Raw genomic sequence first — 14313 nt, 5'->3', positions numbered from 1 at the left:
GTATGGGGCCAGCCATGACGGAGTACGGAATCCATGCCTCGCACGAGCAGATCCCGCCCGCCGAGTTGCTCGCCGCCGTGGTGGCTGCGGAACGCGCCGGCTTCGAGGCGGCGATGTGCTCCGACCACTTCTCGCCGTGGAGCCGGCGGCAGGGCGAATCCGCCTTCGCGTGGTCGTGGCTCGGCGCCGCGCTGCAGGCGACCAACCTGTCGTTCGGCGTCGTGAACGCGCCCGGTCAGCGCTACCACCCGGCGATCATCGCGCAGGCCATCGGCACGCTCGGCGCGATGTATCCGGGTCGGTTCTGGGCCGCGCTGGGCAGTGGCGAATACAGCAACGAGCACATCACCGGGGATCCCTGGCCGCGCAAGGAGGTGCGCGAGGCCCGCCTGCTCGAATGCGTCGACGTCCTGCGCGATCTGCTCGCGGGCGAGGAGGTCACCCGGGACGGCCTGGTCAAGGTCGACCGGGCCCGGCTGTGGACCCGGCCCGAGGTGTCGCCGCCGCTGATCGGGGCCGCCGTGAGCACGAAGACGGCGGCGTGGTGCGCCCGCTGGGCCGACGGGCTGGTCACGGTCAACGCCCCGGAGGACCACCTGCGCGCGATGATCTCGCAGTACCGGGATGCCGGCGGCCGCGGCCCGATCTGCCTGCAGGTGCACCTGAGCTGGGCGCCGACGCAGCACGAGGCCGAGGCCATCGCGCACGACCAGTGGCGCAGCAACATCTTCGCCCCGCCGGTGTGCTGGGACCTCGAGACGGTCGACCACTTCGACGTGGTGAGCGAGAACGTCACGGTCGAGCAGGTCGGGAAGGTCGTCAACATCTCGGCCGACCTCGAGGAGCACGTCGAGAAGCTGCGCGGCTACGCCGCCCTCGGATTCGACCGGATCTATCTGCATCACGTGGGGCAGGACCTCATCCCGTTCGTCGAGACCTTCGGGTCCAAGGTCCTGCCCGCCCTGCGGTGACTAACCGGCGTTGACGCTGCAATCGCCGCGGAACTGGTAGGTCGTCGTGTTCACCTTCGAGCCGCCGAGGTAGTCGATCTGCATGCCCGAGGCCGAGCCGTCCAGCGCGCCGCTGCGGCTCACCACGAGCAGTAGGTTGGCCTCCTCGCCGGCTCGGATCGTGGCGTTCTCGGCGGGCATCCGGAAATCCCAGGTCGGGTTGGCCGCCGGGGGGTAGTTGGCGTTGCCGATGGGGGTGCGACCGCTGCTCAGCGGCACGATGAACGCCTTGCTCGCCTTGACGCCCCTGGCCCCGGCGAGGCCGATCTTCTGAACGACGAGGTCGGAATCGGCCGGGGCGCGCAGCACGTCGCCGACCACCATGGATGCCCCCTCGGCCACGCGCACGCACTGCGTGACCGGGTCACCGCCGAACACGAGCTCGTCGCCGCCGTCCGACCCACAGGCGGTCATGCCGACCGCCAGAACAACACCGAGCGTGGCCAGGCCACTCCGCCGAATCATGGTCGGGGACCGTACTGCCCGTTTGTTACGGGTTGATCTCAGTGCGTAATGATTTTTTTCGACCGGCAACGGCTGCGGAATCCGTCGTGGACGGTCCTCTGTGGCGTCGTTTCCGGGGCGGTCGAACACGGTTCTGGCCAAGTGTCAAGACACCCGCGATGATGATCGTCGTGGTCTGGCGCAAGTACCTGTTGATTCCCCGGCTCACCCTGGCCGCGCTCGGCGCGCCGCGTTCACAGTCCCGCGCCTGGGAGCGTTACTGGGCCGGCGTCACGCGTACCGGGCCGGGCGGTGACGTGTTGTGGGAGGCCGACGAGCCGGCCGAGAACGAGCTGCTCGCGCAGGTGCTGCGGCGGCACGCCGACCCGGACCGGCCGATGGTCGACCTGGGCTGCGGGTCCGGGCGTCAGGCGTACGCGTTGACGGGTTTCGCCTCGCGGGTCATCGGCATCGACGGCTCGGCGGCGGCAGTGGCCCGGGCGTCCGGCGCGTTCACCGGCCTGACCTTCCGGGTGGCCGACATCGCGTCACCCGGCCTGGGGGAGCGGCTGCACGACGAGTTCGGCGACGCCAACGCGCACATCCGCGGTGTGCTGCACGTGCTCGACGACGACGCCCGCCGTGCGGTGGCCGCGAATGTCGCCGCGCTGCTGGGTGAGAGCGGAACGCTGTTCCTGAGCGAGACCAACCACACCGGCGACCCGCTCGACTATCTGCTCGACCAGGGCGCCCGGCCGACCCGCCTGCCACCGCTGGTGCACCGGCTGATCAGCGCGGGCGTGCGGGCGCCGCGCCGCTTCGGGGCCGAGGAGGTCGCCGCGGCGTTCCCGGGCGACGCCTGGCGGGTGCTCGAGCAGGGCGCTACCGACGTGTACGGGGTGCCGCTGGAACCGGGCGGGCCGGTCCAGCGGATTCCCGCGTGGTACGCCGCCGTCAGGACGCGGCGCTCCCGTCCGTGATCACGTTCTCCGGGTGACGCAGCAGGAACTCGGGCAGCTTGTCGGCCGAGGTCGCCTCGAACAGGGCGCGGGTGTCGTCGCTGATCGCCTCGCCGCCGTCGCCGCCGTTGAACGTGCCGCCGTTGGTCTTGATCGGGATCAGGTCGCCGGCGGCCAGGCCCTTGAGGCCGAAGATGAAGTTGTCGACCGGCACGCCGTTCGTGTCCATCTTCAGCGACTTGCCCGCGGCGGCCAGGATCTTGGCGACCTTCGACGGATTGCCCATGATGCCGGCGCTGCTGGCCTTCTTGGCCATCGCGCGCAGCAGCTGCTGCTGGTGACGCTGGCGGTCGTAGTCACCGTTGGTCGAGTGGCGCAGGCGCGAGAACTCGAGCGCCTCCCACGGCTGCATGTTGCGGCAGCCCTTCTTGAACACCAGGGCGTCGCGCGGCTTGCTCTTCGGGTCGGCGCCGTGCGCGTACTCGATCTTGCCGTTCTTGACGAGGTAGTGGCTCGACCACATCTCCTTGTCGATGCAGAGGTGCACGCCGCCCATCGCCTCGAGGATGCCCTTGAAGCCGTTGAAGTCGATCACCATGACGCCGTCGAACTCGATGCCGGTCAGCTCGTGGATGGCCTTGGTGGCCAGCTTGGCGCCGCCCTGCCAGCCGCGTCCGCCCTGCGAGCCGAACAAGTAGGCAGCGTTGATCTTGGTGCGCTGCTCGGGGACACCCATCGCCTCGTCGGCCGGGATCTTGGCCACGGTGTCGCGGGGGATCGAGATCATGTACGCCTTGTCGTGCGAGGCCGTGATGTGCAGGATCAGGATCGTGTCCGACCGGGACTCGCCGTCGCCCCAGCCCGTACGGGTGTCGAGCCCCAGCAGCAGCATGTTCATCGCGCCCTTGGGCAGCTGGCCCGCCTTGGCGTTGGTGTTGCCCAGCCCGCCCGAGGCGCTCAGCACCGACGAGGTGGTCTGGATGTTGGAGGTGAGCTGACCGAGGAAGTACTTGACGCTCACGAGGCCGCCGACACCGACCAGCGCCATGATCACGCCGAACGTGGTGAGCAGTTTCGCCCACAGGGGGGCTTTGTGGCGCTTGGACTTCTTTTTGCCGGTTCCGCCGCCACCCTGCGCCTTGCGCCGGCCCGGACGGGCGTCGTGATCGCCTCTCATGGCGGTCCCAGCCGGCATAGGTGGTAGCTCCCTCGTGTGACGCGGTGCGTTTGGCAACGCGCCGGGCTCAACGCCGTCAGAACAGATATATGGTCACGATCTATTAGTCAACCCCGCTGGACGCGGGGTGACGTCGTGGCAACGTTTCGAATTCAAAGGACCAAATTTCGGTACGCTGAGTAGTGAACCGAGCGCACCGAGGCGCCTTCCATTATTCGACGAGCGTCAAATGGTTGCCCACCCCGTTGTCCGATTCGGGCAGTTTCTGATCTCTAGCTGATAGCGATCCCACACTTTCTGGGAATTGCCTGAGCGCCATTTCCGTACGCATTGGATAACCCGATCGCGACGCGCTCTCCGTCGGGCGGGGCTCGTCCGCCGGCTCGGATGGGATCTGCTGCGCGACCTCGACGCCGACGAGGCCGCCCGCCTGGCCATGGTGCGCAAGCCGCTGATGACCAAACCCGACTTCCGCGAGCTGGTCAAGGTGCACGGCTACCGGACGCTGGTCGTGCCGGACTTCCTGACCGGGTGCGGGGTGCTGGATCGGTATGCCGCGGCCGCATTCCGGAGGGGGAGGCCGCGGGTGGCCCGCATCGCCGTGGTCGTCTTTCTGGCGACAAGGAACCCGGAGCCGGCATGTGTGCCGGCCCCGGGCTCAGAGGTGTGTCAGACGCCCGCGACCGAGCTGATCCAGGAGCGGTTGTACGCGACACTGCCGTAGTACTGGCGGGCCGTGCCGTCGGCCGTGGACGCCACGCCCACCTGCGCGCCGTTGTAGACCTGCGGACCGCCGGAGTCGCCGCGCCAGGCGTTACCGTTGATCCGGGTGCTGCCGATCGCGCGGCCGCCGTAGGCGTCGGTCTGGTTGGTCGAGGTGACCTGCACGGAGGCGGTCTTCAGCGTGGTGGAGGCGCTGCACCCGCTGTAGCAGGTCATGCCCCAGCCGTAGATCGAGTTGGTCGACCCGACCGGCGGGTAGGAACTCGACAACGGCATGTACGACGTGGTGATCGGCGACGCGAGCCGCATCAGGGCCAGGTCGTAGCGGGTCGACGTGCTGCTCACGGCCCGGGTGGTGCCGCCCGATGTGCGGTTGACGCTGCCCACCCGCACGGACATGGTGCCCGAGATGCAGTGGCGCGCGGTCAGCACGTAGTTGGCCGAGATGATCGTGCCCGAGCAGGTGAAGCTGCCGTTGCTGAGCACGGCGGCCGCCCACGGCGCGGACGAGACGGTGCCGCCGCCGATGATGTTGGTGCCCGGGTCCTCGACGGCGGCCGAGACGGCCGAGGGTGCGGCCAGGACGCCGGTCAGGACGGTGGCCAGCGAAGCGACGACGATGCGGATGCGCACGCCGGACTCCTTTCGGGGGGATCGTCGACACCTGCGCCGGCCGGGTGCGGCGCCGTATCGAAGGCTGTCGAAGTACCGTACGTGCCGCGGCGGAGAAACGGTTACAGCCCAATTCGCCCCTATCACCGGTGTGATGACCGCCGATAGCCTGGCCGGGTGGATCTCGCGATGTTCGTCGGCGGCGCCTGGGTGCCCGCTCGCTCGCACGCCACCACGGTGGCGACCAGCCCGGCGACGGGCGAGGCGCTCGGCCGCGTACCGGAAGGGGACCGTGACGACGCCCGGGCGGCCATCGCGGCCGCACGCTCGGCGGCGCCCGGCTGGGCCGGGCTGACGGCCTTCGAACGGGCCGCGCTGATGCACCGCGTCGGCGACGTGATCGAGGCCCGGCGCGACCAACTGGCCCGCACCCTGACCCTCGACCAGGGCAAACCGCTGCGCGCCGAGGCGTACGACGAGGTGGGCGAACTCGTCACCTACTGGCGGATGGCGGCCGAGGACGGCAAGCGCCTGGGCGGGCTGCTGCCGAACTCGTCGTCGCCCGGCAAACGCGCCCTGCTGATCCGCCGTCCGCGCGGCGTGGTCGGCGTGATCACCCCGTGGAACTGGCCCTACACCATGCCCGCCGAGCTGATCGCGCCCGCGCTGGCCGCCGGTAACACCGTGGTGTGGACGCCGGCCCCGTCGACCTCGGTGGCGGCCGTCGCGCTGGCCGAGTGCCTGGCCGAGGCCGACCTGCCGCCGGGTGTGGTCAACCTGGTCACCGGTCCCGGGCCGGTCGTCGGGGACGAGATCGCCCGCAACCCGGGCACCGACGCCGTCGCGTTCATCGGCTCGACCGCCACCGGACGGCTCGTCGCGAACGCGGCCGCGGGCAAGGCGACCCTGCTCGAGATGGGCGGGAACGGGCCGATCGTCGTGCTCGACGACGCCGATCTCGACCGGGCGGTCGCCGGCGCGCTGGTCGCCTGCTTCCTGTGCGCGGGACAGAGCTGCACGGCCGGGGAGCGGCTGCTGGTCCACTCGGCGGTCAGCGACGAGTTCGCGGCCCGGCTGGCCTCCGCCGTGCGGGAGCGGGTCAGGCTGGGCGACCCGTTCGACGACGCGACCACGATGGGCCCGCTCAACAACGCCGCGGTGGCCGCCAAAATGGACGAACACGTGGCCGACGCGGTGGCCCGGGGCGCGACAGTCCTGACCGGAGGCGCGCGCGCCGGCAACTTCAAGACCGATCTGTACTGGCCGCCCACAGTGCTCACCGACGTGCCGGCGAGCGCGTTGGTCGCCACGGACGAGACGTTCGGCCCGGTGGCGCCGATCGTCGGCATCGGGTCGCTCGACGAGGCGATCGAACTGACCAACGCCTCCCGCTACGGGCTGCTGGCCGCGATCTACACGGCCGACCTGACCAAGGGGCTCGCCTTCGCCGACGCCGCGCGCACCGGCTGGGTCAACATCAACGAGTCCTCGAACTACTGGGAGAGCCACCTGCCGTTCGGCGGCCGCTCCGGCTCGGACAGCGGGCTGGGCCGGGTGGGCGGCGCCCACCCCATGGAGGCGTTCACCGAGCTGCAGACGGTCATCATCTCCTGAGCACCTCCCTGCTACGGCGGGCGACGTCACAAAACCGAGGGTGTACACGCGTGGGCCGCGGGGCACTCCACAGACATGCGCTCCTTCCTGGTCATGCTCGGCGTCATCGCCGTTGTTCTCATCGTGCTCGGCCTCGTGCTCAAGGCCGTCAAGTGGCTCATCATCATCGGCCTGGTCGCCTTGGCCGTCTCCGTCGTCATGGGCTTCGTCAAGGGCCGCCGGTCGGTGTGACCACCCGTCAGGCGTGGGCCACGCCGGCGATCTGCGTGTTGAACGTGATGAACGGGCTGTGCAACCGATACGGCGTCAGCTCGACGTCGGTGAAGCCGGCGGCGCGCAGCGCTTTCGCCAGGTCGCGTTCGCACGAACAGCCCTCGAACGTCCACGCCCACGGGCGGCGCAGCGCTCGCTGGAGCCCGCGCGTGAAGGTGCCGGCGGGAGCGGCCACGTGCTCGACGAAGCGGAACGTGCCACCCGGTCGCAGGATGCGCCGCACCTCGGTCAGCACCTCGGCCGGGTTGGACACCGTGCACAGCACGAGCGACGAGATCACGCTGTCCGCGCTCCGGTCCGGCAGGCCGGTCTGCTCCGCGGTGCTGTCACGCAGGTCGAGCCGGACGCCGCGCCGGTCGGCGGCGGACCGCAGCCGACGGTGCATCGCGGTGTTGGGTTCGATGGCCACGAGCGTCGACCCCGGCCGCAGGTAGCGCAGGTTGGCGCCCACGCCGGAGCCGATCTCGACCACGGCGCCGGGAAGGCCCGCGAACACCCGCCGCTTGTGGTGCCGCACGTTCCACTCGATGTACGGGCCCATCAGGCCGAAGAACGTGGCGTTGAAGGGCCCGCGGACCCGGTTCACTTCGTAGCTGGTTGCCAGTGACATGGCCCTATCGTGGCCGCGCGCCGGCACCCGGGGCAGGCGGGGAAATACCCCACTGTGCGCTGTACCAGGCGGCGATCTGGGCCCGGGACCGGAAACCCAGGCGCAGCCGGATCCGTTCGACGTGGCCCTCGGCCGAGCGCTCGTCGATCCCCAGCCGGATCGCTATCTCGCGATTCGTGCAGCCCTGGCTGACCAGCGCGGCCACCTCGCGCTGGCGGGCGGTCAGCCCCTCGGCGCGGCGGCGCGCCACGGGCCGGCCGAGAAAGCGGCGGATCACCCGCACCAGTTCGTCGCGGTCACCGGCGTACGGCAGATGCGACCGCCCGGGCAACAGAGTCAACCGGGCGCCGCTGATGCCGGCGGCGAGAGCCTCAGCCTGGGCGACGGGCGCCGCTCGATCGCCGGTGCGGTGCACGACCAGCGTCGGCGTCCGCACCCGGCCCAGAAGGTCACCGACGTCGAGGTCGTAGCTCAGCGCCAGCAGGTCCCGAGCGGTGGCAGCACTCGAGCACGCGCGCTGGTAGCGAGCCTGCCCAGCCCGGGTGGCGGCGTCGGCATCGGGGGCGAAGATGTCGGTCAGCACGTCCGACCCGAGCCCCCAGTGCGCCTCGACCAAACCCAGAACGTTTTCCCGTACGCCCGGAGCCGACAGTTCCGCGCCACGCACCCAGCCGCCATAGAGGACGAGGCACCGCACCGACGCCGGATGAGCTGCCGCCCACGCCGCCGCGACGGGCGCCCCCATCGACGTCCCCATGAGGTCGAACGGCTCGCCGAGCGTGGCCGCGACGGCGCCCAGTTGTTCGAGCTCGTACGCCAGCGAAGCGGGCCGCTGCGTGGCCGGCGACAGTCCGCACCCCGCCCGGTCGTATCGCACGAGCCGCCCGCCCTGCGCCAGCGCCTCGTAGAGCGCCCTTTCCGCCGGCAGCTCCCACCCCAGTCGCAGATGTGTGAGCCAGCCCATCACGTACACCAGGGGCCGCCCCGAACCGATCGAGGCGTACGCCACCGCAGTGCCGTCGTCCAGCACCACCCGATCCAGCCGCTGCCGCACCCCGCCATTGTCCTACGCAGGACTGCCATCCAGGGATGCCGAGCCCAGCCGCCTCGCACCCGTGACAGCTCGCAATCGCCCGTGAGCTCCCGGGGACGAGGTGTCGCCAAGTTCTGGCACCACCGAGATCTCGTCCGTCCCGACTCTCGCGAGTGCGGATGCCGACCCCTCACCAGAACGGCTCCCACCTCGTTGGCCGGTGCACCGATCACTCACGGTGATGGGTGCTGGAGACGGAATGCGCCTCGTACAGGCCCTTTCGAGGCGAAGGTCTGGACCTGATGACGCCGGACCGGCATGCGCCGAGGTCGTGTGGCTCAGGGAGCGGGCACGTCGTCGAACGTCGGGGGCACGGTCAGCCAGGCCACCCGGTCAACCGGCCAGAACAGCGTGAAGGCGCGTCCCACGATCGAGTCAGCCGGAATCGTCGCGTCGTCGATGTTCTCGTCGGTCAGCCAGTGTTCGAGCGAGTCCGCGGAGGCTGCGCGGTGGTCGCCCATCACCCAGATCCGGTCCTTCGGGACCGTGATGTCGAAGGGCTCGCGGGCCGCCTCGTCCGCCACTCCGTCGACGCCCTCGAAGACGTACGACTCGTCGAGGGCGTGGCCGTTGACCGTGATGCGGTGGGCGGCGTCGCAGCACTGAACACGGTCGCCGCCGACCCCGATGATGCGCTTGATGTAGTCCTCGTCCTTGTCGCCGGTCCGCCATTGCTGGGGGGCTTCGAAGACGATGATCTCGCCGCGCCGGGGGTCGCGGACACTGTAGACGAGCTTGTTGACCAGCACCTTGTCGTTGATGTCGAGCGTGTGCTCCATCGACTGGGAGGGGATGAAGAACGTCTGCACCACGAACGCCCGCACCAGGACGGCGACCAGCACAGCCACCCCGAGAAGGATCGGCAACTCGCGCCAGACCGAACCTCGGCGCTTCTCGGTCTGCTCGTCCACCACGAACAGATCCTACGTGTCCGTAGCCAACCACCAGCCCTGAGATCAGTCGCACGAACCGTAGTTCCCGAGACCGGCGACCGCGCGACGTGACGATCACCGTACCTGTGCCGGCTCGACGCCTATGTCGTGCCTCAAACAGGGCACCGCCCTCCCAGCACGCTCCCGGATCCCGGCAGATCCGCGCACGCGGTCTCGTGCGCCACCCGCGATCCGAAGACCGCGGCAATCCTGTCACCAAGTGGTCTGCCGGGTGGCCTCTCCGGGGTGCGTGCTGGGCTGGCGAGCCGCGGGGTGCGGTTGCCGTAGCGTGTCCGGGCATGGGTGCCAAGACAGCGCTGCTGGTTTATGCCGACGGCGATGCGGGTCAGGCGCTGCGCAACGCCGAGGAGTTCGATCGAGCGGCGACTGAGGCGCTGGTGGCGCGGCTGCTGCCGGGGCTCAAATTGGTTGCGGTCACGGACGGCAACCTGGGCTCGAACATCAATCCGCCGGCCGGCCTGCTGTATGCGGGAGTGTTCCGGGATCTCACGGTCATCTGCGCAGCCGAGCTGGGCGAGATCCGGCCGGGTGATCTACGGCCGGGTTGGCTGGCCGAGGGTGCGGGCCGACGCGTGATCCTGCACTCGATGCACAGCGTCTCGGATTTTCTCGGCTTCGCGGCCTGGGGCGCAGACGGCACGCTCGAACGGGCGCTGTGTCTGAGTCCTGGCGACGGCATTGTCGAGGATCGCGGTGACCGGCTGCCGTTTGAACGGGCGTACTGGGCCGGGCGGCATCCGGTCGAGGATGACGACGAGCCCTACCCGCTGCCGTTTCATCCGCTGGATCTGGGTGAGGACGCGCTGGCGGCGTTGTGCGGGTTCGTGATCGAGGGCATGCCGCTGGCGGGTATGCCGGACCAGGGCCGGGTGCCGTTGGCCGGGTTCCGGCTGGGTGTCCCGCAGATGACGCTGCAGCGATCGCATGGCCGCCCCATCGTGCAGCCGTCGGCCATCGATGTCGATTCACAGGTCCGGCGCCTCGGTGACGGCCTCGACTATCTGATCGTTGACGTAGGTGGCCAGAACTACCTCCAAGCAGCCATCGGCGGCCGCTACGACATCCCGGCCGGAGTGTTCTGGGTCGAACGACGCGAGGGCAGCCCGGACCTGCACTTCCGATGCGAAGTCGACACACTCGAGGAAGTCACCGAGATCTACCGCGGCTACCTCAACGACCAGGACGGCTGGGGCGACCGCCACTGGGAGCAGATCTGGCTGTAGCCAGCATCCTGAGCCGAGTGACGACAGCCAGGACCACTGATTTCCGTCTTCAGTAACGTCCTCAATTCGGCTACTGCGAGCCGAGATGCCGCAGCCGTCATGGTCCGTGTCGAGCTGATCGCGGCAGATGCGCGCAGTTAGTTTCATGTCACGGTTGGAGCGGTCCAGCGGTGAACGTATGAAACTGTCGACCAGGACTCGTCCTTGACCTCGCGGACTTTGTCCCGCTCCGGATCCCTGAGGTAGCCGGCGCGCTCTGCCACCGCTCGAGATCCAGTGTTGTTGACCTGGGCCCAAAGCCTCAGTTCAGAAAGGTCCAGCACAGTGTGTGCCCAGTGAGTGAAGAGGCGCAGTGCCCGCGTGGCGATGCCACGTCCACGTGCATAATCGGCGAGCCAGTACGAAACGTCGCCGACAGCCTCCTCGTAGGTGAGAGCGATGTTGCCGAGCCGCTGGTGGCTGTCGGCGTCCGCGATGAGGAAGCCGGCCGCGTCGGTAGGCTTCGCGAGGAGTCCGCGGATGGCCGAGCGCACGTCTTCAGCGGTCACCGTCGGCAGCTCCGCGGTGAACTGCTGGATCAGCGGATCTGCGGAAACCGTTTCGGCGTACCATGGGGCGTCGTCGGTGCTCCATCGTCGAAGAGCAACAACGCCATCGCTGATCTCGTGACCGTCCATCTCTGCAGCACAGCATGCCGCGGGCATGCGATGTCGGCCGACTTCCGCTCATCGGCCACGAGCGTGCGCCGGACCGCCCCGGTATGCGTCGCGCGCGGTCGGCGGCAGAAGAGGACGCCGCGCATCGGTACTCTTTCGGCCGTGCCGAATCGCTTCTACCGCCGTCGGTGGACCGAGACCCGAGGCGACGAGTTCGCAGATTGGGGCCACTCGGTCTGGTATCTCGAGGTCGCCGAGGACGGCTGGCCCGTTCGTCAAGTTGAGGCATATGACGCTGGCCGCGTTCTGCGCTACGGCCCCAGCCACGTCGAGGATCGCTTTGGCGGCCTCGGTGAAGCGAGCCTCTACGACTCTGGTGAAGACTGGGCCTGCTTTGAGATCACGGAGGCCGATTTCGAGCGAGCATGGATCTGGAGCGGAGAGTGACGACCCTGCCGTTCACCAGCGCTCGGATCGCGGCAGCAGAGTTCATGTGATCAAGCGGCCACACCGATGGCTGTCGGCCACGTACGCAGCGCGCATCGTCTGCCAGTATCAACGGGTGGAGTTTGCGGTTCGGCAGCCCTTTCCGCTTCTGGACGTGATGCCGCCGGTTCTGGATGACGTCGTGCTCAACTTTGTGTGGGACCGCGAACGGTTGTGGAGTCTGGACCTGCCCGAGACGTGGGTTCCGATGGCAGAACTTGGCTGGCACCTCCGGCTGCCGATGTGGGCGTTCCGAGGCCGGCCGTTCGTGCTCACACCCGAGCAGGTGGCACAGAGTCCGCGAGCTTTCAGCGAGCAGTACGCGCGTACGTTCGCGGCGGATATCAGCTTTCCGCTGCACGTGCTCGAGCGACCGAATCGGCTGACCGTGCTTGATGGCATGCACCGGCTTCTGCAGGCGCGCCTGAAGGGCTGTGCGGGGGTCGTGGTGAAGAAACTGCCGATCGGGCGGCTGGACGAGATCGCTTGCTCTGGGCCCTGAGCGGCCACCGAATGCGGATCGCTGCGGAAGCAGACGCTCAATGGCGTGTCAGTCGGCGCCCGAGACTCGGCTGGACGAGGGCGAGGAGAACGCTTGCCGTGGCCATGGTTGACCATGTCAGAGGTGGGCCGCCCAGTTCGAGGAGCCAGGTGCCGGCTGTTGGGGCAATGATGGCAGCGATGCCCCAGCTGGTCCCGTAGACCGCCAGGTATTGCGCGCGTTTGGCGTCCGGGGCGAGGGAGGCGACGACCGTGAATGCGCGGCCGATCAAAACGGCGTCACCGAGGCTCCAGATGACGGTGGCTGCGGCGAACGCGGCGATCGTGGTAGCGAAGCCGTAGACGGCGAGACCGGCACCGAGCAGCAGGTAGCCCAGCGTCATGATCCGGAAGTGTCCGAGCAGCCGCAACCGCGAGCGATTCAGCACGGGCTGCACCAGCACCAAGGTAAGCGTGGACAACACGAGCAGCACTCCGACGACGCTGACGGGCAGGTGTCGTTGCGTGATCGTCAGGGGAAGAGCGATCGTGATCTGGAGGTAGATGGTGGCGAAGATCGTGCCGACCGCCAGCATGGCGAGTAGGCGCCGGTCCGACCAGGCGCCGCGCTCGCGTGAGCGGTGCGTGTCGCGTTGTCCCCGCGCGGTTTTGTCGGTCAGGGCGAAGGCGACCACGGCTGCGCAGAGCAGACAGGTGGCGGCGTCGATGATGAACAGCCATCGAAGGTCGATCCCGGCCACGACTGCTGCCAGTAGGCCTGCGCCCATCCCTGCGACGGCCATTGCTACGGCGAGCAGGTTGTAGGCGGCCGGCCGCTGATATTCGTCGGTGACGTCGGCGATCAGCGCTTGGCTTGCCGGTTCATAGATTTCGAAGAACAGTCCGAGCAGGATCACTGCGAATATGGCCTGGGTGAAGGTGTGGGAGCCGGCCACGAGTAGTTGCGCGGCTGCCGTGCCGGCCAAGCCCAGGCAGATGGTTGCCTTCGGGCCGAACCGGTCGGCCAGGTGTCCGCCGAGCAGCCGGGACGGGATCGTGGCCAATCCGAAGGCGCTGATCAGATAGCCGGCGGAGGTGAGCGAGGCCCTGAAGTCGTTGACCAGCACGAGCGACAGAAACGGCAGACTGAACGCCCCCAGCCGGTTCACCGCCCTTGCCAGCAAAAGAACCCAGATCGCGCGCGGCAGATCGCGCCACACCACGACGGCGCCGAGGATCGGTTCACGGTCGGTCATCGACAGAGCGCCGGTGACTGGCAAGATGGTCTTTGATAGTCACTCACGGGCGGGACGGTACGAGGAAGGGTGTGACTGGTCAAGTGACGTTCGACAGTCACGTTTTCACGTTGGTGGACGTCGCAGCTCGTTTGGTCAACCGGCTGACCGACGGCAGCGACCGTGGACAGCCCGTCAGCCGGCCGGTCGGCCCGGAGTTGGTGACCGCGACAAGAGCGGCTCTGGCCGGCGATGGCCGGCGAGACCCGGTAGTAGCCGAGTCCGACGCTGTTGCGCTTGCCGAGTGCGCGGCGGCGATGCGGCCGGTCTTCGAGGCAGCGCATCGGGGCGACGTCGACACTGCGGCCGGCCAGCTGAACGGACTGCTTGAACGCTCGGGAGCCCGACCCCAACTGGACCTGAGCCACGGCGGCGGCTGGCAGGTGCACTTCCATGGCTCAGACGAAGGGCTGGCCTCCGGCTGGGCCGCCGGATGCGCCACCGGACTCGCCCTGGCCGTCGGCAGCAACCTGGCGGGGCGTCTAGGGGTGTGCGACGCCGACCGATGCGACCGCGTCTTCGTCGACACGTCCAAGAACAACGGGCGACGCTTCTGCTCAACGACATGCCAAAACCGAACCAAGACCGCCGCGTATCGCGCCCGAAACTAAAGATCGGCACTGAACTGGGCGAGTTCAGCCAGTCGTAGCATTTGATCTTGGTGGTTTGGTGGGACAGGATGCCCGCCGTGCGCAACATGTTGAC

Annotated in this window: 17 protein-coding genes; 9 read left to right on the top strand and 8 right to left on the bottom strand. The window is 68.7% G+C overall.

The genetic code is table 11. The annotated features are described in order from the left end of the window. Nucleotides 1-14: 14 nt before the first annotated feature. Nucleotides 15-971 (top strand): TIGR03885 family FMN-dependent LLM class oxidoreductase, encoded by a 957-nt coding sequence (locus LXN57_RS43895; RefSeq protein WP_251804248.1) that lies wholly within the window; start codon nucleotides 15-17, stop codon nucleotides 969-971. Here the strand turns inward: LXN57_RS43895 and LXN57_RS43890 are convergent, their stop codons facing one another. Further along, nucleotides 972-1475, bottom strand: a complete 504-nt coding sequence (locus tag LXN57_RS43890) for a hypothetical protein (protein ID WP_251804247.1) — start codon at nucleotides 1473-1475, stop codon at nucleotides 972-974. It lies immediately after the preceding gene. Nucleotides 1476-1633: 158 nt separating this feature from the next. Between LXN57_RS43890 and LXN57_RS43885 the strand changes: the two genes are divergently transcribed. Next, entirely contained in the window at nucleotides 1634-2434 is an 801-nt protein-coding gene (locus LXN57_RS43885) for a methyltransferase domain-containing protein (RefSeq protein WP_251804246.1), read from the top strand. Here LXN57_RS43885 and LXN57_RS43880 read toward each other — a convergent pair. Beyond that, nucleotides 2409-3590 carry an LCP family protein gene (locus tag LXN57_RS43880; RefSeq protein WP_251804245.1) on the bottom strand — a complete coding sequence of 394 codons (1182 nt, stop codon included), beginning with the start codon at nucleotides 3588-3590 and terminating at the stop codon, nucleotides 2409-2411. The two genes, LXN57_RS43885 and LXN57_RS43880, sit on opposite strands and share 26 nt — an antisense overlap. Before the next feature lie 304 nt (nucleotides 3591-3894). On the opposite strand from LXN57_RS43880, the gene LXN57_RS43875 reads away from it, so the two are divergent. Beyond that, nucleotides 3895-4314, top strand: a complete 420-nt coding sequence (locus LXN57_RS43875; RefSeq protein ID WP_251804244.1) for a hypothetical protein — start codon at nucleotides 3895-3897, stop codon at nucleotides 4312-4314. On the opposite strand, the gene LXN57_RS43870 is transcribed toward LXN57_RS43875, so the two are convergent. After that, a complete protein-coding gene (locus LXN57_RS43870) occupies nucleotides 4260-4946 on the bottom strand; it encodes a S1 family peptidase (protein ID WP_251804243.1) in 687 nt (228 codons plus the stop codon). The two genes, LXN57_RS43875 and LXN57_RS43870, sit on opposite strands and share 55 nt — an antisense overlap. 156 nt (nucleotides 4947-5102) lie before the next feature. Between LXN57_RS43870 and LXN57_RS43865 the strand changes: the two genes are divergently transcribed. Both LXN57_RS43865 and LXN57_RS43860 read left to right on the top strand, forming a co-directional pair. Then, nucleotides 5103-6539, top strand: coding sequence for an aldehyde dehydrogenase family protein (locus tag LXN57_RS43865; RefSeq protein WP_251804242.1), 1437 nt, complete (start codon nucleotides 5103-5105; stop codon nucleotides 6537-6539). Between the two features lie 75 nt (nucleotides 6540-6614). Beyond that, complete coding sequence (locus tag LXN57_RS43860; RefSeq protein WP_251804241.1) at nucleotides 6615-6770, top strand: hypothetical protein; 156 nt, start codon at nucleotides 6615-6617, stop codon at nucleotides 6768-6770. Nucleotides 6771-6777: 7 nt separating this feature from the next. Here the strand turns inward: LXN57_RS43860 and LXN57_RS43855 are convergent, their stop codons facing one another. The 3 genes from LXN57_RS43855 to lepB form a co-directional block, all read right to left on the bottom strand. Beyond that, nucleotides 6778-7422: a class I SAM-dependent methyltransferase gene (locus LXN57_RS43855; RefSeq protein WP_251804240.1), complete on the bottom strand. Its 645-nt coding sequence runs from the start codon at nucleotides 7420-7422 to the stop codon at nucleotides 6778-6780. Nucleotides 7423-7426: 4 nt separating this feature from the next. Next, nucleotides 7427-8476: an alpha/beta fold hydrolase gene (locus LXN57_RS43850; RefSeq protein WP_251804239.1), complete on the bottom strand. Its 1050-nt coding sequence runs from the start codon at nucleotides 8474-8476 to the stop codon at nucleotides 7427-7429. A gap of 317 nt (nucleotides 8477-8793) precedes the next feature. Continuing rightward, complete coding sequence (lepB, locus tag LXN57_RS43845; RefSeq protein ID WP_251804238.1) at nucleotides 8794-9429, bottom strand: signal peptidase I; 636 nt, start codon at nucleotides 9427-9429, stop codon at nucleotides 8794-8796. A 317-nt stretch (nucleotides 9430-9746) separates the two neighbouring features. On the opposite strand from lepB, the gene LXN57_RS43840 reads away from it, so the two are divergent. After that, nucleotides 9747-10691 (top strand): DUF6928 family protein, encoded by a 945-nt coding sequence (locus tag LXN57_RS43840; RefSeq protein ID WP_438872982.1) that lies wholly within the window; start codon nucleotides 9747-9749, stop codon nucleotides 10689-10691. A gap of 143 nt (nucleotides 10692-10834) precedes the next feature. Here LXN57_RS43840 and LXN57_RS43835 read toward each other — a convergent pair whose 3' ends face one another. Further along, the gene (locus LXN57_RS43835; RefSeq protein ID WP_251804236.1) at nucleotides 10835-11368 is read right to left on the bottom strand and encodes a GNAT family N-acetyltransferase; all 534 of its coding nucleotides are present in this window, start codon (nucleotides 11366-11368) and stop codon (nucleotides 10835-10837) included. 141 nt (nucleotides 11369-11509) lie between these two features. Between LXN57_RS43835 and LXN57_RS43830 the strand changes: the two genes are divergently transcribed. Next, nucleotides 11510-11794 carry a hypothetical protein gene (locus tag LXN57_RS43830; protein ID WP_251804235.1) on the top strand — a complete coding sequence of 95 codons (285 nt, stop codon included), beginning with the start codon at nucleotides 11510-11512 and terminating at the stop codon, nucleotides 11792-11794. Nucleotides 11795-11909: 115 nt separating this feature from the next. After that, nucleotides 11910-12335, top strand: coding sequence for a hypothetical protein (locus tag LXN57_RS43825; protein WP_251804234.1), 426 nt, complete (start codon nucleotides 11910-11912; stop codon nucleotides 12333-12335). 37 nt (nucleotides 12336-12372) lie between these two features. Here LXN57_RS43825 and LXN57_RS43820 read toward each other — a convergent pair whose 3' ends face one another. Beyond that, nucleotides 12373-13569: an MFS transporter gene (locus LXN57_RS43820; protein ID WP_251804233.1), complete on the bottom strand. Its 1197-nt coding sequence runs from the start codon at nucleotides 13567-13569 to the stop codon at nucleotides 12373-12375. An 83-nt stretch (nucleotides 13570-13652) separates the two neighbouring features. On the opposite strand from LXN57_RS43820, the gene LXN57_RS43815 reads away from it, so the two are divergent. Beyond that, nucleotides 13653-14219, top strand: a complete 567-nt coding sequence (locus LXN57_RS43815; RefSeq protein ID WP_251804232.1) for a CGNR zinc finger domain-containing protein — start codon at nucleotides 13653-13655, stop codon at nucleotides 14217-14219. Nucleotides 14220-14313: the final 94 nt, after the last annotated feature.

The organism is Paractinoplanes hotanensis (assembly GCF_023717965.1).
In the GTDB taxonomy this organism is placed as follows: domain Bacteria; phylum Actinomycetota; class Actinomycetes; order Mycobacteriales; family Micromonosporaceae; genus Actinoplanes; species Actinoplanes polyasparticus.
The sequence above is the reverse complement of the archived record's forward strand: the minus strand, read 5'-3'. Positions and strand labels throughout refer to the sequence as shown.